Source organism: Kitasatospora sp. Xyl93, from assembly GCF_055383135.1.
Map to the genome: position 1 here is coordinate 7,012,074 of NZ_AP029185.1, position 17,859 is coordinate 7,029,932.

Annotated in this window: 15 protein-coding genes; 7 read left to right on the plus strand and 8 right to left on the minus strand. The window is 74.3% G+C overall.

Features of this window, described 5'->3' with window-relative positions; translation table 11 throughout:
• Positions 1–24: 24 nt before the first annotated feature.
• Positions 25–1,353, minus strand: a complete 1,329-nt coding sequence (locus ACZ5GH_RS30435; RefSeq protein ID WP_464335879.1) for an MFS transporter — start codon at positions 1,351–1,353, stop codon at positions 25–27.
• 17 nt (positions 1,354–1,370) lie between these two features.
• Here ACZ5GH_RS30435 and ACZ5GH_RS30440 point away from each other — a divergent pair, with 17 nt between their 5' ends.
• Together ACZ5GH_RS30440 and ACZ5GH_RS30445 are read left to right on the plus strand one after the other, a co-directional pair.
• The gene (locus ACZ5GH_RS30440) at positions 1,371–2,651 is read left to right on the plus strand and encodes an ROK family protein (protein WP_387759751.1); all 1,281 of its coding nucleotides are present in this window, start codon (positions 1,371–1,373) and stop codon (positions 2,649–2,651) included.
• Positions 2,652–2,750: 99 nt separating this feature from the next.
• Entirely contained in the window at positions 2,751–3,869 is a 1,119-nt protein-coding gene (locus ACZ5GH_RS30445; RefSeq protein ID WP_387759752.1) for a PLP-dependent cysteine synthase family protein, read from the plus strand.
• A gap of 110 nt (positions 3,870–3,979) precedes the next feature.
• Here the strand turns inward: ACZ5GH_RS30445 and ACZ5GH_RS30450 are convergent, their stop codons facing one another.
• The 4 genes from ACZ5GH_RS30450 to mscL all read right to left on the minus strand — a co-directional run bounded on the left by ACZ5GH_RS30450 (position 3,980) and on the right by mscL (position 9,500).
• On the minus strand, positions 3,980–6,475 hold the full coding sequence (locus tag ACZ5GH_RS30450; RefSeq protein WP_464335880.1) for a right-handed parallel beta-helix repeat-containing protein: 2,496 nt from the start codon (positions 6,473–6,475) through the stop codon (positions 3,980–3,982).
• A gap of 319 nt (positions 6,476–6,794) precedes the next feature.
• A complete protein-coding gene (locus ACZ5GH_RS30455; RefSeq protein ID WP_464335881.1) occupies positions 6,795–7,670 on the minus strand; it encodes an MOSC domain-containing protein in 876 nt (291 codons plus the stop codon).
• A 202-nt stretch (positions 7,671–7,872) separates the two neighbouring features.
• Positions 7,873–8,658, minus strand: coding sequence for a DUF6643 family protein (locus ACZ5GH_RS30460; RefSeq protein ID WP_464335882.1), 786 nt, complete (start codon positions 8,656–8,658; stop codon positions 7,873–7,875).
• A gap of 395 nt (positions 8,659–9,053) precedes the next feature.
• Positions 9,054–9,500 carry a large conductance mechanosensitive channel protein MscL gene (gene mscL, locus ACZ5GH_RS30465; RefSeq protein WP_387759758.1) on the minus strand — a complete coding sequence of 149 codons (447 nt, stop codon included), beginning with the start codon at positions 9,498–9,500 and terminating at the stop codon, positions 9,054–9,056.
• Between the two features lie 443 nt (positions 9,501–9,943).
• Here mscL and ACZ5GH_RS30470 point away from each other — a divergent pair, with 443 nt between their 5' ends.
• From ACZ5GH_RS30470 to ACZ5GH_RS30480, 3 genes are all read left to right on the plus strand, one after another.
• A complete protein-coding gene (locus ACZ5GH_RS30470; protein WP_464335883.1) occupies positions 9,944–11,224 on the plus strand; it encodes a glycosyltransferase family 4 protein in 1,281 nt (426 codons plus the stop codon).
• 129 nt (positions 11,225–11,353) lie between these two features.
• The gene (locus ACZ5GH_RS30475) at positions 11,354–12,028 is read left to right on the plus strand and encodes a thiol:disulfide interchange protein DsbA/DsbL (RefSeq protein WP_464335884.1); all 675 of its coding nucleotides are present in this window, start codon (positions 11,354–11,356) and stop codon (positions 12,026–12,028) included.
• A 163-nt stretch (positions 12,029–12,191) separates the two neighbouring features.
• Entirely contained in the window at positions 12,192–13,067 is an 876-nt protein-coding gene (locus ACZ5GH_RS30480) for an alpha/beta fold hydrolase (RefSeq protein ID WP_464335885.1), read from the plus strand.
• A gap of 35 nt (positions 13,068–13,102) precedes the next feature.
• On the opposite strand, the gene ACZ5GH_RS30485 is transcribed toward ACZ5GH_RS30480, so the two are convergent.
• Both ACZ5GH_RS30485 and ACZ5GH_RS30490 read right to left on the minus strand, forming a co-directional pair.
• Positions 13,103–13,852: an SAM-dependent methyltransferase gene (locus tag ACZ5GH_RS30485; protein WP_464335886.1), complete on the minus strand. Its 750-nt coding sequence runs from the start codon at positions 13,850–13,852 to the stop codon at positions 13,103–13,105.
• A 43-nt stretch (positions 13,853–13,895) separates the two neighbouring features.
• Entirely contained in the window at positions 13,896–15,044 is a 1,149-nt protein-coding gene (locus ACZ5GH_RS30490) for a glycosyltransferase (protein ID WP_464335887.1), read from the minus strand.
• A gap of 57 nt (positions 15,045–15,101) precedes the next feature.
• Between ACZ5GH_RS30490 and ACZ5GH_RS30495 the strand changes: the two genes are divergently transcribed.
• The gene (locus ACZ5GH_RS30495) at positions 15,102–15,872 is read left to right on the plus strand and encodes a glutamate racemase (RefSeq protein WP_387759766.1); all 771 of its coding nucleotides are present in this window, start codon (positions 15,102–15,104) and stop codon (positions 15,870–15,872) included.
• 450 nt (positions 15,873–16,322) lie between these two features.
• Here ACZ5GH_RS30495 and ACZ5GH_RS30500 read toward each other — a convergent pair whose 3' ends face one another.
• Positions 16,323–17,138 carry a polysaccharide deacetylase family protein gene (locus ACZ5GH_RS30500; RefSeq protein ID WP_387759767.1) on the minus strand — a complete coding sequence of 272 codons (816 nt, stop codon included), beginning with the start codon at positions 17,136–17,138 and terminating at the stop codon, positions 16,323–16,325.
• Between ACZ5GH_RS30500 and ACZ5GH_RS30505 the strand changes: the two genes are divergently transcribed.
• The gene (locus ACZ5GH_RS30505; protein WP_464335888.1) at positions 17,127–17,759 is read left to right on the plus strand and encodes a hypothetical protein; all 633 of its coding nucleotides are present in this window, start codon (positions 17,127–17,129) and stop codon (positions 17,757–17,759) included. The two genes, ACZ5GH_RS30500 and ACZ5GH_RS30505, sit on opposite strands and share 12 nt — an antisense overlap.
• Positions 17,760–17,859 lie beyond the last annotated feature (100 nt).

The window sequence follows — 17,859 nt, forward strand, 5'->3', positions numbered from 1 at the left end:
CTGTTATCCGTTGCCCGTCCGCTGTCATCCGTCGTGCGTCGCCCCGCGCCTGACCGACAGCGGCAGCAGCGCCGCCACCGTGGCCGCCAGCGCGACCGTGGTGAGAGCCAGTGGCAGTCCGACCGCGTCGGCGAGGAAGCCGATCACCACCGGGCCGATCAGCATCCCGCCGTACCCGAGCGAGGAGGCGAACGCGACGCCCTGCGGCCCGCCGGCCGCGCCGGCCCGGGCGATGGCGAGCGGGAAGAGGTTGGCCAGGCCGAGGCCGACCAGCACGAACCCGCAGATCGCCACCGGCACCGCCGGCGCCAGGGCGGCGACCAGCATGCCGACCGCCGCCGTCAGCCCGCCCAGCAGCATCAGCCGGGTCTGACCGAGCCTGATGGACAGCCAGGTGCCGCCGACCCGCCCGCCGGCCATCGCGAACGCGTACGCGCCGTACCCGGTGGCGGCGACCACGGAGCTCGCATGGACGTCGTCGGTGAGGTGGAGCGTGGTCCAGTCGGCGATCGCGCCCTCGCCGTACGCGGTGCAGAGCGCGGTGAGGCCGAGCAGCAGGACGAGCAGCCGGGTGCGGGTACGGGCCGAGCCCGCGTCCGTCGCCGAGACCGCCCCGTCGTCGCGCCCCGCCGAGCCCCCGTCCGTCGCCGAGCCCGCCCCGCCCGCACGCCCCGCAGAGCCGGCCCCGTCCGCCCGCCCCGGCGCGACCGGCGTCGCCGCCGGGCTGCGCAGCAGGACGACGCCCGCGCCGGCGGTGACCGCCGCGCCCAGCGCGCCGCTGAGCGCGAGCGCCCACGACGTGCTCAGCGGACCGGCGAGCAGGCCGCTGACGCCGGTGCCGGCCAGCCCGCCGAAGCTGTACCCGGCGTGGAAGCTGGGCATCACGGGCCGCCGCAGTTGCGCGACCAGGTCGACGGCGGCGCTGTTCATCGCGACGTTGGCCCCGCCGTACCCCGCGCCGAACAGCAGCAGCACCCCGCCGAGTGCGGTGACCGAGTGGGCGTGCGCGGGCAGCAGTACGGCGAGGCTCAGCAGGGCGAGCGAGCCGACGGTCACCGGGCGCGAGCCGTACCGCAGGCAGAGCCGGCCGACCGCCGGCATGGTGAGGACGGCGCCGATGGACAGGCAGAGCAGGGCCAGCCCGAGGGCGCTGTGCGAGGCGTCGACCTGACGGCGGATGTCCGGGATGCGGACGACCCAGGCGGCGAAGAGGAAGCCGTCGACGGCGAAGAACGCGGTGAGGGCGACACGTGCAGGACCCCAGGGGCTGTCGGTTGCCGGGGGTGTGCTGCGAGACTGGGGTGAGGGTTGGTCCGGGCGAGTGCGTGAAGCGATTTTGTTTCGAAGCGGCACAAAGTCACAATAGGGGCGTGCAGCTCTCACCATCAAGCCCGAGGCCCGGCACCGGGAACGACTCCGACGCGCCGCGCGACGGCCACCGCCGCGCGGCTCCCGACCGGGGCCGGACGCTGCTCGGCCCCGCGCTCTCCCTGATCCACACCGGTCAGACGCCGACCCGCTCGGCGCTCACCCGCGCGCTGGACGTCACCCGGGCCACCGCCGGCGCGGTCACCGCCGAGCTGGAGGCGCTCGGCCTGATCACCGTCGACTCGCGCCCGGCCGGCGGCGGTCGCGGCCGTCCCTCGCACCGGCTCGCGATCGACCCGCAGGGCCCGGTCGTGATCGCCGGGCAGATCCACGCGGACGGGCTGAGCGTCACCCTGGCCGGCCTCGGCGGGCTGCTGGACGCGCCCCTCCACCTGCCGCTGCCCGCCGCCACCGACCCGGTCCGGATGCTGCGCGCCGTCGCGGTGGCCGGCGCCGAACTCGCCCGTGCGACCGACCGCCGCTGCCTCGGCGCCGCGCTCGCCCTGCCCAACCCGGTCACCGAACCGGACGGCACCGCCCTCGCCGCGCTGCACTTCGCCTGGCCCAGCGGCACCCCCGTCGCCGACCTGTACGACGTCGAGGTCGGCCGCGCCGACCACGGCCCGACCGCGCTGCGCCCGCTGCCCACCGCGATCGCCAACGACGCCAACCTGGCCGCGCTCGCCGAGTACCGGCACGGCGCCGGCCGCGGCGCCCGACACCTGCTCTTCGTCACCTCCGGCCACCGCGGCGTCGGCGGCGCGCTGGTCATCGACGGCCATCTGCACACCGGCAGCGCCGGCCTCGCCCTGGAGGTCGGCCACCTCACCGTCGACCCGCAGGGCCGGCCCTGCATGTGCGGCAACCGGGGCTGCCTCAACTCCGAGACCGACCCCGACGCGCTGTTCGCCGCCGCCGGGCTCACCCCGGATCCGGAGCGCCCACTGCTCGACCAGGCGCGCGAGCTGTGCCGGGCGGCCGCCACGGACGACCGGGCGCGGGCCGCCGTGGAGCACGTCATCGACCGGCTCGGGCTCGGCCTGGCGGGCGTCGCCAACATCCTCAACCCCGACCGGGTGGTCCTCAGCGGGCTGCACCTCCACCTGCTGGAGGCCGCGCCCGACCGGCTGCGGTCGGTGGTAGCCGAGCGCAGCCTGTGGGGGCGCAGCGGCCGGGTGCCGATCGTCGGCGCGGAGCTGGCGCACGGCGCGCTCGCGGGCGCGGCCGAGCTGGCCTGGGGGCCGTACCTGGCGGATCCGCAGTCGGTACCGGTGCTGCCCTGAGGCGATAAGCGGAAGCTGGTGCTTCGGAAACGGTCACTTATCGTGACTCTCATACACTCGTAGTGAGCAGCGGGGGCCACCACGAGGGAGTCAGCGACCATGAGCACCCATCCCGGCATCGAGCCGACCGTCGACGTCGACCGCTCCGACCCGGAGTACCGCGTCTGGCTCAAGGAGGCGGTGCGCAAGGTCCAGGCCGACGCCAACCGCTCCGCCGACACCCACCTGCTCCGCTTCCCGCTGCCCGCGGAGTGGGGGATCGACCTCTACCTCAAGGACGAGTCCACCCACCCGACCGGCTCGCTCAAGCACCGCCTGGCCCGCTCGCTCTTCCTCTACGGGCTCTGCAACGGCTGGATCCGGCCGGGCAAGCCGGTGATCGAGGCCTCCAGCGGCTCCACCGCCGTCTCCGAGGCCTACTTCGCCCAGCTGATCGGCGTGCCGTTCATCGCGGTGATGGCCAAGAGCACCAGCCAGGCCAAGATCGACCTGATCCAGTTCCACGGCGGCGAGTGCCACCTGGTCGAGCGTTCGGACGAGGTCTACGAGGCCTCCGCCCGGCTCGCCGAGGAGACCGGCGGGCACTACATGGACCAGTTCACCTATGCCGAGCGGGCCACCGACTGGCGCGGCAACAACAACATCGCCGAGTCGGTCTTCGCCCAACTGCGCCTGGAACCCCACCCCGAGCCGGCCTGGATCGTCGCCACCGCGGGCACCGGCGGCACCTCGGCGACCATCGCCCGGTTCGTCCACTACATGCAGTACGACACCCGGATCTGCGTGGCGGACCCGGAGAACTCCTGCTTCTTCGACGGCTGGGTGCGCCACGACCCGGCGGCCGTCTGCGAGAGCGGCTCGCGGATCGAGGGCATCGGCCGTCCGCGGATGGAGCCGAGCTTCGTCCCGGGGGCGGTCGACCGGATGATGAAGGTGCCGGACGCCGCGTCGATCGCCGCGGTGCGGGTGCTGGAGCAGGTGCTCGGCAAGAAGGCGGGCGCCTCCACCGGCACGGGCCTGTGGAGCGCGCTGCGCATCGTCGCCGAGATGCGGGAGGCCGGACGGACGGGCAGCGTGGTCGGCCTGATCTGCGACCCGGGGGACCGCTACCTGGACAAGTACTACTCGGACGACTGGCTGGCGGGCGAGCGGATCGACATCGCGCCCTACCGCGCGGCGCTGGAGTCGTTCCTGGCCGGCGGCGCCTGGACGGGCTGACCCGACCCGCAAGCCGAGCCCGTCCGCGGTGCACCCGTCCCCGGCTCGACGGCCCGTCACCGCGGGCGAGTTCCCCGGTCGGCGGGCCCACGGCCGGGGCACCGGCCGGCCTAGGGCAGCGGCACCGGCGGCAGGTCGGCCGGGACGAGCAGCTGGAGCTCCTCCGTGGACGGGTCCGCGAGGTGGGCGATCCGTACCGCGTGCCGCTCGACCATGGTCTCGAAGACCTGTCGCGCGGTGCGCCCGTTGCCGAAGTTGGGCCCGCGCTCCAGCCCGCCGAAGTGCTCCAGCAGCGCCAGCTCGGTGTCCGCGGAGAGCGCGTACTCGTGCTCGGCGCACTGCGCCCGGGCGATCTCCAGCAGCTCGTCCGCCGAGTAGTCGGGGAACCCGATGGTGCGTGAGAAGCGGGACGAGACACCGGGGTTGGCGGAGAGGAAGCGCTCCATCTCGGCGGTGTAGCCCGCCACGATGACGACCACCTCGTCCCGGTGGTCCTCCATCAGCTTGACCAGGGTGTCGATCGCCTCGCGCCCGAAGTCCCGCGCCCCGTCCTCGGGTGCGAGCGCGTACGCCTCGTCGATGAAGAGCACCCCGCCGCGGGCCCGGTCGAAGGCGGCCGCGGTACGGATCGCGGTGGAGCCGATGTGCTCGCCGACCAGGTCCACCCGGGCCACCTCGACGAGGTGTCCGCGCTGGAGCACCCCGAGCGAGGCGAGGATCTCGCCGTAGAGCCGGGCGACGGTGGTCTTCCCGGTGCCCGGTGCCCCGGTGAAGACCAGGTGCCGGCGCAGCGAGGGCGCCTTGAGCCCGGCCTGGCGGCGGCGCCGGCCGACCGAGATCAGGTCGATCAGCGTGCGCACCTCCTGCTTCACCGTGGCCAGCCCGACCAGGGAGTCCAGCTCGGCGAGCGCCTCGTCGGCCGGACGGCAGTCCGGGATCGGCGCGATCGCCGAGGACGCCGCCGCCGAGGGCGTCGCCATGGAAGACACCAACGCCTGGGCGGTGGGGGCCAGTTGGGCCGTCCGCGGCGCCGGTACGTCGGTGGACCCGAACGACGGACCCAGGCCCGCCGGCCCCGACCCCGGGCCCGGCCCCGCCCCGCCACCGGGAGGGGCGGCCGGCACCGGAGCGGCCGCGACGTCGTCCGAGATGCACCCCTCCGTGACCGGCCCCGGCTCGGAGAACTCGAACCCGGCCCGCTGGTTGTTCTCGGCCCGGCACCGGGTGAGCTGGGTCCGGCAGCCGTCGATGATGTGGAAGCCGAAGCCCTTGCCCTGGGAGACCCGGCAGTCCTCGAAGGTGCCCCGCCCCTGCGCCGAGACGTACACCCCGGCGTCGGTGCTGGCGCGTACGGTGCAGTCGCGCAGCACCGGGTCGGCGCCCTTGGTGACGATCACGCCGGTGGCCACGTCGGAGATCTCGCAGTCGGTGAGCAGTCCGCCGCTGCCGTGGTCGCGGAACCAGAGCCCGGTGCCCGCCTCCTGCACCCGGCAGGAGGCGAGGGAGACGGTGGCGCCGCCGCTGACCGAGACCGCCGAGCTGCGGATCCGGCTGAACGAGCAGCCCTCGGCGGTGGCGGCGGAGTCCCGGTCGAGGACGAACAGGGCGTCCGGCAGGTCGTGCAGCGAGCAGTCGGTGAGGGTGAGCCGGGCGCCGTCGCTGACCCACAGCGCCGGGTACTCGCCCGTCGAGCCGTGGATCTGGCAGGACTCGGCGACGGCCTCGGTGCCCTGGTCCCAGACCGACAGTGCCCCGCGCCCGAAGTCCCGGACGGTGCTGTGCACGAGGCTCAACCGGGCGCGTCCGCGCAGGTCGGCGCCGTTCTCGGGCAGGTCGTGCACCCGGCAGCCGGTGAGCACCAGCTCCGCCTCGCCGTCCAGGGTCAGCCCGTTGCCGGTGACCCGGTGGATGTCGCAGTCGACCAGCCGCCCGCCCGCGTGCGCCTCGGCCTGCACGCCGCTGCCGCGGATCTCGTAGATCTCGCAGCCGGTCAGTTCGGCCGCGCTGCCCGGGTCGGAGAGCAGGACGCCGGCGCCGGAGGCGTGGTGGACGCGGCAGCGGTCCAGGGCCGCGGTGGCGCCGCCGAGGACGGCCAGTCCGGCCTGTCCGGCGGCGGCGACCTCGCAGTCCTCAAAGGCGGCGGCGGTGTCCGCGCCGCGCAGCCGCAGTCCGAGCCCGCCCGGGTTGGTGACCACGCAGCCGCGCAGGGTCGGCCGGGCGCCGCTGGTGACCTCGACGCCGGTGGCCGAGCGGGTCTCGATCCGGCAGCCGCTGAAGGCGGGCGCCGCCTCCGACCCGGTGATCAGGACGGCCGGGGTGGAGCTGTCACCGCCCTCGACCACCAGGTCGCGTACGGTCGCGGCGGCGGTCACGGTGAGCGCCACCCCGGAGGGCGGGTCGATCCGGACCGTCCCCGGGCCCTGGGCCGGGACGATCGTCACCGGCTTGTCCAGCAGCACGTTCTCCCGGAAGGTGCCCGGCCGCACGGTCACGGTGTCGCCCGGTTCGGCGGCGGCCAGGGCCTCCGCGAGCGTGTCGTACTCGCCCGCGCGGCGACGCCAGCGGGATGCGCTGTCCTGGGTGACCCGGACCCTGTGCTCAGCCATGACGGTCTGTCGTCCCCACCTTCGTCGAGCCGGCGATCATCGGGCCGAACGCGCGGGGGTGCGCGGGCCGTCCGCCCACCGTAGCGCGCCCACGTGGGTGGTCCGGCCGCCCGCGGTCGCGCGGACACCGGTAGCGCTCAACGCCGCCACAGGTTCCGACCACTTGTTTCAACGAGCGCGCACAGCGGTGGTTCCGTGCCGAACGCGCCGGTTCCAGAGCCCGGGACGCGATGAGCGCGGCTCCGCGCGTCGGTGCGCCCCGCCGTCCGGCGGCGCGGGAGGTGGTACGAGCGGTACCCCCACCTCCCGCCCCGAGTGATCAGTGCCCGTCGGCGGGCCAGTGCGCCCCGTCCTCCAGCACCTCGACCTCGTCGCCCAGCCGCAGGGTGCCGAGCGCGTCGCCCTCGACGCCGACCGGCCGCTCGGGGATCAGGTGCTGCCCGAACGCGGCCTTGCGCAGCAGCCGGTGGTGCCGGGCCAGGGTGCGCAGCGGCTCCTTGCCGCGCCGCTCGCCGGTCTCCGGGTCGAGCGTGGTGATCACGCAGCGGCCGCAGGGCTTGACGACCTTGAAGGTGACCGAGCCGATCCGGATCCGGCGCCAGGTGTCCTCGGCCCACGGCTCGGCGCCGCCGACCACCACGCTCGGGCGGAAGCGCTCCATCGGCAGGGTCTCGTGGTCCTCCGGATCCTCGGCGGCGACCAGCTCGTTGAGCCGGTCCAGCGAGGCGGTGGTGGCGAGCAGCAGCGGGAAGCCGTCGGCCATCGAGACGGAGTCGCCGGGCTCGCTGTAGTCGGGGTCGACCGGCCGGGCGCGCGGGTCGTCCAGGTGCACCAGGCGGTAGTCGCCGAGGTGTTCGGCGATCCACTGGTGGGCTTCCTCGGCGGCCTCCGCGGCATGGAAGCGGGTGCCCCAGACCTCGACCTCGGTGAGCGGGTCGCCGGCCGCGGCGGAGGGGGCGGTGACCTCTATCCGGGAGCCGCCGGGGGCGGTCAGGGCGAGCACGCCGTCGGGCAGCAGTCCGGCGCGGACCTGTCCGAGGGCCGCGTTCTCCCGCTGGCTGACGAAGCGGCCGGTCGCGTCGGCGAGCATCCAACGGCGGTCCCCGGCAAGGCCCCAGGGTTGGACCACCGCGGAGTCCGGGCTCAGGCGGTACATCGATTTGACGGGATAGACATGGAGTCCGGTGAGCTGCATTCCCCCATCCTGCCAGCCGCCCCCCGGCGCACCGGCAGGCCCCCGGATGCGCACGGACCGCCCGGCACGCCATGGGGGGGGCGTGCCGGGCGGTCCGTGGATGACCCGTTTCTCCGTTCGCCCGGCGTACGGGGGGCGCCGGGTGCTGCTCAGGTGGTGCGGGTGCGGGCCGTGTGGGGGGCGGCCTCGGGGTGTCGGTGGGTCAGTAGCCCTGGCCCTGCTGCTGGTAGCCGCCGCCGTGGAACTGGCCGGGTTCGCCGTACTGGCCCGGGCGCTGCGGCTGCATCGGGCGGACCGGTGCGACCGGCGCCATGGCCGGGCGCAGCTGGGCACCGCCGAAGGACTGGTCGCCGCCCTGGCCCTGGACACCGGGGCCGCCGGCGGCGGTCGGACCGCCGAAGGACTGCTGGCCGCCGAAGCCCTGCGGCCCGGTGGCCTGGCCCTGGCCGAAACCGCCCGGGCCGCCGGCCGGCTGCGCGCCGAAGGTCTGCGGGCCGCCCTGGGCGCCGATGAAGGTGTTCTGGCCGCCGAAGCTCTGGCCGCCGGACGGCTGGTAACCGCCGCCGTTGGTCTGGGTGAAGGCCGGGGTGCCGGCCTGCGGTCGCTGGTACGGCTGGGGGGCGCCGTAGCCGGGGACCGAAGGCTGGGGGGCGGCGTACGCCGGCGCGGGCTGCGCGGGGATGTACGCCGTGGCGGGGCCGGCGGACGGACCGCTGCTCGGGCCGGGGCCCAGGGCGAGGCGGGCGGGCGGCAGCGCGGGGAGGTTGCTGCCTGCACTCTCGTACCCGTTGCCGTAGCGGTTCTCGTAGGACTGGCCGAGGCCGGATCCGTAACCGGACGACAGTGCCGGCGGCAGGGCGGCCGGCACGTTGATGGGTGCGATCTGGGGGACGCCGCGCTCAGCCACGAGGCTGTCGTAAATCGGCGTGCCGGAGGAGAAGGACGGAGAGGGGTAGCCGACTCCGTCGTAGGAGCGGGGCGAGGTCATGGGGCATACGGTAAGCCCACAACGCGCCTGCTGAGGAGAGCGGGAGGGGGAGCAGTTCGAGTGTTTACACAGTCTTCGCTCGCACAAAGGTTTCGAAAGTCGTAAAGACGGACATTCCGGCGTCCGGTTCCGGACAACCTTGGCGCTCCGTCAGTGATCGAACAGCAGCCGGACGGAGCCTCCGGAAGGCCTTGGGGTGTCCGGCCGGTGGACGGTCGGGGGCCCTGCGGAGAAACTTTTTCCGGACGGGCGTGCGCCGGCGCATTCGAGCCCCCGCCGGGGAGGCGGCGGAGGCTCGTGAATGTTTCGGGAATAAAATTCCCGTCAGTCCTCCGGGCGTTCGGTTCAGGCCTGTGACCTGCGCCGTAGGCCCGGTGCCGGCCCGGTGCCGGCGGTCAGTGCGACTGCAGCGCCTGGGCCTGCGCGGGCAGGTCCGGCTTGCCGATCTCGGAGGTGCAGAAGGAGCACCGGGTCGCGGCGGCCGGGATCGAGCTCAGGCACTCCGGGCAGTCCACCTTCGCGGCCGGCGCGGGCTTGGCCGATTCGAAGCGGGACTGGAGCTTGCCGACCGGCAGCACCACGGCGAAGTAGATGACGGCGGCGGTCAGCACGAAGCCGATGACCGCGTTGACGAAGACGCCGTACGGGAACCGGGTTCCGGCCACGTCGAAGGTCTTCTGGGTGAAGTCGCCGACGGCACCGGACGCGACGCCGACCAGCGGGGTGAGGAAGGCGGTGACGAACCCGGTGACGACGGCGGTGAAGGCCGCGCCGATCACGATGCCGACCGCGAGGTCCACCACGTTTCCGCGCAGCAGGAAGCTGCGGAATCCCTTGAACACCGGGTGACTCCAAATCCGTACGGGGGAGGGGAGATGGGGCGGCACGGCGGGTGCCGCCCCGGCCGGACATCCTGCCGAGCGGCCGGGGCCGAGGTCCAACCGCGTTCACCCGCACGGGTAACCGGCGAGGCCGCCGGCACCCGGCGGCCGCGCGTGGCGGGGGCGCTCCGCGTACCGGCCTTTCGGCGGTCGAACAGCTGGTCCAATTCGACGGTTTGACACGGCACTTGACACCGGCACGCGCCGGTCAAGGGCGGCGCCGACCCGGCGCGACGGGGTGAGCCGGAGCGCGGCGGGGGGCGAGACGGGGCGCGCGACGGTCGCATCCGGCGCACGACGGCGGCCCCGTGGCGCACACCCGGTGTACACGTGCGGGCGGATGGGCCACCATCAGGTTGCGCGAAGGGGATGTACCGGGCGGAGCGCTGTGCCAAGGTCGGTCCATGCCCGACCATTTGTCGGCCGATCCGGCCGGAAACCGTCCGCGCGTCCTGCATCTGATCAGCGACTCACGCCGTGGCGGAGCACAGAACTTCGCCCGTGACCTCCACCGGGAACTGGGCCGCCGGGGGCAGTCCTCCGCGCTGTGCGCCCTCGCCCCGCATCCGGTGCTCCGGTCCGGCCCCGCCGGGGTGGGTCCGGATCCCGTGCGCCCGGATCACGCGGGCCCGGATTTCCCGGGCCAGGATCCCGCGGGCCCGCGCCCCGCAGGAGCGGAGTCCCCGGGCCCGGACTCCGGGGTCGCGCGCCGGGCCCCGGCCGACTGCTCGGCCGCCTCCGCGCTGCGCTCCGCCGCCGTGCTGGGCCCCGGCCGGCTGCACCCGAGCACCCTGCGGGCACTGCGCTCCGCCGCGCGCACCGCCGACGTGGTGCTCGCCCACGGCTCGGACACCCTGGCCGCCTGCGCCCTCGCCCTGGCCGGCACGGGGACGCCCTTCGTCTACGTCTCGGTCGGCCACCCGCGCTACTGGACCGCCAACCGGCTGCGCCGGGTCCGCGGTGGCGCGCTGATGCACCGGGCGGCCGCCGTCACCACCCTCACCGACGAGGCGCGTGTCGTCCTGGAGGAGCAGTTCCGGCTGCCCGACGGCAAGGTCCACGTGATCCCCAACTCCCGTGCCGCCGAGAGCTACCCGCCCGCCGACGGCCGGGACGACCGGCGTGCCGCGCGGCACGCGCTGGGCCTGCCGGCCGACGTGCTGCTGGTCGCCTGGATCGGGGCGATAGCTCCGGAGAAGCGGCTCGACCTCGCCCTCGACGTACTCGACCGGCTGCCCGACGTCCGGCTGGCCGTCGCCGGGGACGGGCCGCTGCGCGAGACGCTGGCCCGCCACCCGGCCGCCGCCCGGGCCCACTTCCTCGGCCCGCTGCCCGACCCGGCCCCGCTCTACCGGGCCGCCGACGCGCTGCTGCTGACCAGCGACAGCGAGGGTGTGCCCGGCGCGTTGATCGAGGCGGCGCTGGCCGGGGTCCCCGCCGTGGCGACCGACGTCGGCTGGGTGCGCGAGGTCGTCCGGGACGGCGCCACCGGCGCGCTGGTCGCCCCCGGGGACCCGCTCGCCCTGGCGGAGGCGCTGGGCAAGGTGCTCGCGGTCAACCGGGCGGGCCTCGGCGCGGCGGCCCGGGCGCACGCGCTGGAGCACTTCGAGCTGGGCGCCGTCGTGGACGCCTGGCAGCGACTGGTCACCGAGGTCTCGACGGCGGGCACCGACAGCGCCGGCTGATCGCGCCGGCCCCGCCTGGGTGGTCCGCCCCGTCCACGGGCGCGGCAGGTTGCGCCGTTCGGGCGAATCCGGCCCGGGCGTGCCGCAGCAACCAGTCGGTAACGAACCGTCGCCAGCACACTGCCCGGTGTGAACTCGAAGTCTCTCCTGCGGTCCACCGTCCTGCTCGCCGTCACCGTCGGGATCGCCGCGTCCCCCGTCCAGGCCGGCGCCATGCCCCACGAACTCCCCGCGGACGTCTCCAAGTTCGTCCAGCTCGATCACCCCCAACCGGTCCGCGAGAGCGCCCGGACCGAGGCGGTCGAGTTCTTCTGGTACGACTGCGGCCACTCCCAGGCGCTCGAACAGCCCCTGCAGGCCTGGGCGGAGAAGCACCACGCCGATGTCGCGCTGCACCGCGTGCCGGCCATCTGGCCCGGCAGCCGGGAGGAGGCCGTACAGCGCGGCCACGCCAGGATGTACTACACGCTGGAGCGCCTCGGACTGGTCGACCGCCTCCAGGCCGACGCCTTCCGCGCCGTGCACAACGAGAAGCTCGACCTCACCACCGAGGCCACCGCGACCAACTGGGCCGCGCGCCACGGCGTCGACCCCCGGACGTTCGGCCGGACGTACCGCTCCGCCGCGGTGACCCAGTCGGTCGAGGACGCCGCCGCCGCCTTCACCCGCTACGGCATCAACGAACTGCCGACGGTCATCGTCCAGGGCGAGTACCGCACCTCGCCGACCCAGGCCGGCGGGGTCGAGGCGATGCCCGAGGTGCTCGACCACCTGGTGCAGCAGGAGCAGGCGAAGAACCACTGAGCCCGCGCGCGGACCGCGCGGCGCAGCTCGCGGCGCGCGGACCTCGCCGGCCTCGCGGATCTCGCGGTGACAGCGGATCAGCTCGCTCATGTGCCCTGCCGGGCAGGTCTTTTGTCCGGCACACACCCTTGTCTAACTGGTAAAGTGCTGTTTAATGGTTAGTATGAGCGAGCTGACGGTCCCGCACGTCCACCACCGCCACGTCGACGTCGACGGCCTGCGCGTCTTCTACCGCGAAGCCGGCCCGGCCGACGCCCCCGTGCTCCTGCTGCTGCACGGCTTCCCCTCCGCCTCCCACCAGTACGCCAGGCTGCTCGACGCGCTCGGCACCCGCTACCGCCTGATAGCCCCCGACTACCCCGGGTTCGGCCACAGCGACAGCCCCGCGCCCGACGCCTTCACGTACCGCTTCGAGACCCTCGCCGACGTGGTCGAGGGCTTCTGCCTCAACCTCGGCCTGGACCGCTTCGCGCTGTACGTCTTCGACTTCGGCGCCCCCGTCGGCATGCGCCTGGCCACCCGGCACCCGGAGTGGGTCACCGGGCTGGTGGTCCAGAACGGCAACGCCTACGAGGAGGGGCTGTCCGACCAGGCGCGGGAGTTCATCGCCAACCGGCGTGGCGTGCCCGGAGCCGAGCAGGCCGCCCGCTCGATCCTCACGCTGGACGTCACCCGCGCCCAGTACGAGGGCGGCACCGGCGACCCGAGCCTGGTGGCCCCCGACGGCTGGACGCTCGACCAGCACTTCCTCGACCTGCCCGGCCGCAAGGACATCCAAGTCGAACTCGCCCTCGACTACTTCTCCAACGTGGAGCTGTACCCCGACTGGCAGGCCTGGTTGCGCGCCAACCAGCCGCCCACGCTGGTGCTCTGGGGAGTGCACGATCCGTTCTTCACCGCCGCCGGCGCCCGTGCCTACCTGCGCGACCTGCCCGGGGCCGAGCTGCACCTGTTCGACACCGGGCACTTCGCGCTGGAGGAGAAGCTGACGGAGATCGTGCCGCTGATCGACGACTTCCTCGCCCGGGTCGGTAAGTAGCCGGTCGCCCGGGTGAAGTCATCCGGTCCGGCCGATCAGTCGCGGCGCAGCAGGTACGTGACGAAGCCGAACGTCCCCCGGTAGCCGCGCAGCCACTCGGTGCGGTGCCGGTCCGCGGCCTCCCGGGCGGCCGCCGCGTCCGGGTGGTCCGGGTGCTCCAGCGCCCACTGCGCCAGCGAGCCCGTCCATGAGAACTCGTAGTCGTCCCACTCCTGTTCGCTGCTGACGTACCCGAACACGGGTGTCCAGCCGTCCGCCTGGACCCGGTCGGTGGTCGTCGCCAGATCCGCGTAGTCCTCCCGCCCCGCCCCGCCCAGCCCGTCCAGCGCCGCCTGTGAGGGCTCGCGCTGCCAGAAACCCTCGCCGACCAGCAACCGGCCACCCGGGGCCAGGAGTCCGCGGGCCGCGGCGAGCGTCGGCAGCAGACCGCCGAAGGCGTGGGTGGCACCGACGCACAGCACCAGGTCGAAGGGCTCGCTCGCGGTGAACTCGCGTGCGTCCAGGTGGTGCAGACCGATCCGGCGGACCACACCGAGTGCCGTCGCCGCCTCCCGGGCCTTGGTCAGCGCCGCCGCGTCCAGGTCCACGCCGACCGCCTGCCAGCCCGGGTTGGCCGCCAGCGCCCGGAGCAGCCAGGCGCCCTCACCGCAACCGAGGTCCAGCGCCCGGCCCCGCTCAGTCCCGGCCGTGGCACGGGCCAGGATCCGGGCCACCGACTCGTCCGTCAGCGGGGCCGCGATCGGGTGGTGGGCATGGGCGAGGCGGGAGATCTGCTGACGGTCCATCCGAGCAGTATGGATCCGGCCGCACCGCCGCGCAGGGAATTTCTCACGCCCCGGAGTACGTCCGGCCCTTCCACGCCGCGCCCCGGCCGCGCCAGTGCTGCACCGCCGAGTCGACCGTCATCAGCAGGTACAGCCCCGCGGTGAACGGCAGCAGCAGGACGGCCGCGGCCGGCTGCCCGTAGTAGCGGACCATCGGCAGGTACGTGCCCGCCATCAGCGCCCACGCCGCCCCGCCCGCGGCCGCCACCGCCGGTGCCCCCGCCGCCAGCCCGGCCACCGTCGCCACCGGCGGCACCAGGTACACCAGCGCCAGCCCCAGCACCGTCCCGAGCAGCACCGGTGGCGAGTGCCTGAGCTGGGCGTACGCGCTGCGCGACACCATCCGCCACAGCTGCTCCAGCCGCGGGTACGGGCGCACGCTGTCCACCTCGCCGGCCAGGCCCAGCCAGGTCCGGCCGCCGGTGGACTTCACGGCCCGGGCCAGCGACACGTCGTCGATCACCGCGCCGCGGATCGCCGCCACCCCGCCCGCCCGCTCCAGCGCCTCGCGCCGCACCAGCGAGCAGCCGCCGGCCGCGGCCGCCGTCCGGGCACCCGGACGGTTGCTCCGGCGGAACGGGTACAGCTGGGCGAAGAAGTACACGAAGGCCGGCACGATCAGCCGCTCCCAGCCGGTCTCCACCCGCAGCCGGGCCATCTGCGACACGAGGTCCAGCCCGTTGCTCTCGGCGGCGGCCACCAGCTCGGCCAGCGAGTCCGGGCCGTGCGCGATGTCGGCGTCCGTCAGCAGCAGGTACTCGACGTCCGGACCGGCCAGGGCCACGCCGTGCCGCAGCGCCCACAGCTTGCCGGTCCAGCCCGGCGGCAGCGGGGGAGGGGTGGTGACGGTCAGCTCCAGTCCGTCGATCGTCCGCAGCTCGGCCGCCAGCGCCCCGGTGCCGTCCGAACTGTGGTCGTCCACCAGGATCACCCGGGCCTGCCCCGGGTACTTCTGCGCGAGCAGCGTCGGCAGGCTCACCGGGAGCACGGACGTCTCGTCCCGGGCCGGCACCACGATCGCCGCCCGCGGCCAGCGAACCGGTGGACGACGCGGCGGCAGCCGTACGTCGGTGCGCCAGAACGAGCCGTGGCAGCACGCCAGCCAGAGCCAGACCAGCAGGGAGAACGCGGCGATCCACAGCAGGACGGTCACGTCGGCAGTCTGCCGCAGAACCGGGCCGGGCGGGCGGATCGACTAAAGTCTTGACCCGTGAAGATCGCACTGATGGACTCCGGAATCGGCCTGCTGGCCGCCGCCGCCGCCCTTCGGAAGCTGCGCCCGGACGTGGACCTGGTGCTCTCTTCCAACCCGGCCTCGATGCCGTGGGGGCCGCGTACGCCGGAAGAGGTCACCGAGCTGGCCCTCGGCTGCTGCCGGGCCGCCGCCGCGCTCGAGCCGGACGCGCTGGTGATCGCCTGCAACACGGCGTCCGTCCACGCGCTCGCCGCCCTGCGGGCCGAGCTGGAGCCCGGGCTGCCGGTGATCGGCACCGTCCCGGCGATCAAGCCCGCCGCCGCCCGGGGCGGCCGGGTCGCCATCTGGGCCACCCCGGCCACCACCGGCAGCGCCTACCAGCGCGGACTGATCCGCGACTTCGGCGGCTCGGCGGACGTCACCGAGGTCGCCTGCCCGGGCCTCGCCGACGCGGTCGAGCACGGCGACGACGCGGCCATCACGGCCGCCATCGCGGACGCCGCCGCGCGGACGCCGGCCGGCACCGACGTCATCGTGCTCGGCTGCACCCACTACGAGCTCGTCGACGACCGCATCCGCGCCGCCGTCGCCCCGACCGCCTCCCCGGCGCTCACCCTGCTCGGCTCCGCCGACGCCGTCGCCGCCCAGGCCCTCCGCCGCGTCGCCGACCCCACCCGCACCGGCACCGGAACCCTCACCGTCCTCCACGCCGGCGCCCCGGCCACCCTCCCCCAGGCCGCCGCCCTCTACCCCCAGGGCACCACCCTCGCCACCCTCATCGCCTGACCCGCCCACCAGGGCGCACAGAAAGTCGACCCAGCCGACTTCTCGCGCGTCCCCCTGCCCCATCTGCGCGCATAGCGCCACGGCAGCCGCGCCGGTCTAGCCACCCCTGCGCGCGAGAAGTCGGCCCGGCCGACTTCTCGCGCGCAACCCCCAGCAGCGAGCCCGCCACGGCCCTTTGGATGCACGGCTCGGACTCCTGCTCCACGAGAGGGCGACGCGCAGGAAGTCGGCCTGGCCGACTTCTGGGAGCGTTCTGTGTAGCGGTGCCGGGGTGGGGATCGGGATCCATCTACTCGCGTAGATAGAGCGGGTGTTGGAGGGTGTCAGTGCTCTTTATTTCTGGCGCTCGAAATGATCGGGACGGGCGCGGGAGAAGGCGATCTGGTGGCTTGAACCGTGGCCGCACCAAAAGTCGGCCAGGCCGACTTTTGGTGCGGAATCTGGTTCCGGCTAGGCGACGGCTTGGCGGCGCCAGCGGCGGTAGGCGGGTTCGAGGCCGGAGAGGATGGTGTCGAAGCGGCGGGTGCTGGTGGTGGAGTCGACCTGGAGGCGGCTGATCTGGAGGGGATGGGAGGGGAGCCGGGGGCCCAGGCGGTGGTCGGAGAGGAAGCCGAGGCGGTAGCCGAGCTCCTGCAGGACGCTTTCGGCACGGACGTCGTGGCCGCCGTCCGGGTAGGCGAAGGCGATCGGCGGTTCGCCCAGCCAGCGGGTGAGCGCCTCGTGGGCGCCGGTGATCTCGGTGCGCACGGTGTCGTCGTCGCAGCGCCCCAGGCACGGGTGCCCCTGGGTGTGGTTGCCGATGGCGACGCCCCCGTCCCGCAGGGCGAGCAGGTCGGCCGGCGTCAGCTGCTCCTGGCGGGGCGGCCGGCGGTCGGCGCTGACCCGCAGCTCGTGCAGGCTGCGCCGACGGTCCGGGTCCGGCATGGCCTTGAGCCGTCGGAGCAGCTGGGACGGGTGTCCGCAGTCGAGCGACCGGGCCCGGCCTCCGTGCCGGGCGAGGAAGTCGGCCTCGTGCCACCAGAACGGCCGCTCGGTGCCGATGAGCTCCGAGATGACGAACGCGGTGGCCGGGATGCCCCGGGCGTCGAGGGCCGGCAGGGCGTGGGTGAGCACGCTCCGGTCGGCGTCGTCGAAGGTGACCAGGACGCTCCGGGGCGGGAGCGGCCGCCGCTCGGCCACGGCCCGGAGGACCGCGTCGAGCGAGACGGGCGTGGCGAGCCGTTGGAGCCGGTCGAGCTGGGCGCCGAAGGAGCGGTGGTCGGTCACCCCGTGGTAGGCGAGCACCGCGAGCCGCTGGGCGGCCAGGGCCCGGAACAGCGGCTGGACGGGGGCGAACCGCAGCCATTCGCCCCGAGCGTCCTGCTGTTCCGTATCGACGGCCGCCCGGTGACGGCCCCCGCCGTCCCGGTGCGCACCGTGGTGCTCGCCCTGCCCGCGCTCACCGTGTCGGTGGCCGTCATGGAGGAGATCGTCGTGAAGGACCTCGTCGTGACGGCGCTCGTCGTGACGGCGCTCGTCGTGAAGGAGTTCGTCGTGTGCGCGCTCGCCGAGCAGGCGCTCACCGCGCTGACGATCGGCATGCAGACGGTCGGTGTGCAGGCGGTCGACGGACCGGCCGACGGTGCGCCGGCCCGTCGGCCACCCGGCGGGCGGAGGCAGCGCGCGCACGCCGGGCGTCGGCCGCGCGCGGGCCGTGGAGATCGATGTACTGGACTGGGACTGCGGCACGGTTCCCCCTCGTTCGCCGAGCGGCGTGGCGGTACCGCCGGAGGACGGAGCCCGGCCTCCGACTCCAGGGGCGGCGGCTCCGCTCCTGGATATTCCTGTTCTCGGTGGGGGGTTCACACCCGTCCCTCGAACGGCTCCTGGATCACTCAATGCCATTGAGACCGCTGCACCGGACGGATGGTTGTACCGGGGGGACGAGGATTTTTCGTGGACTGATTGTGGAGCCGGAAAGCCCGCGCGGACGTCTCGTACACACCTC

Coding starts and splice junctions, on each gene's coding strand:
- ACZ5GH_RS30445 (WP_387759752.1), top strand. CDS start 2,751: ATGAGCACCCATCCCGGCATCGAGCCGACCGTCGACGTCGACCGCTCC.
- ACZ5GH_RS30480 (WP_464335885.1), top strand. CDS start 12,192: ATGAGCGAGCTGACGGTCCCGCACGTCCACCACCGCCACGTCGACGTC.
- ACZ5GH_RS30485 (WP_464335886.1), bottom strand. CDS start 13,852: ATGGACCGTCAGCAGATCTCCCGCCTCGCCCATGCCCACCACCCGATC.
- ACZ5GH_RS30460 (WP_464335882.1), bottom strand. CDS start 8,658: ATGACCTCGCCCCGCTCCTACGACGGAGTCGGCTACCCCTCTCCGTCC.
- ACZ5GH_RS30455 (WP_464335881.1), bottom strand. CDS start 7,670: ATGCAGCTCACCGGACTCCATGTCTATCCCGTCAAATCGATGTACCGC.
- ACZ5GH_RS30450 (WP_464335880.1), bottom strand. CDS start 6,475: ATGGCTGAGCACAGGGTCCGGGTCACCCAGGACAGCGCATCCCGCTGG.
- ACZ5GH_RS30470 (WP_464335883.1), top strand. CDS start 9,944: ATGCCCGACCATTTGTCGGCCGATCCGGCCGGAAACCGTCCGCGCGTC.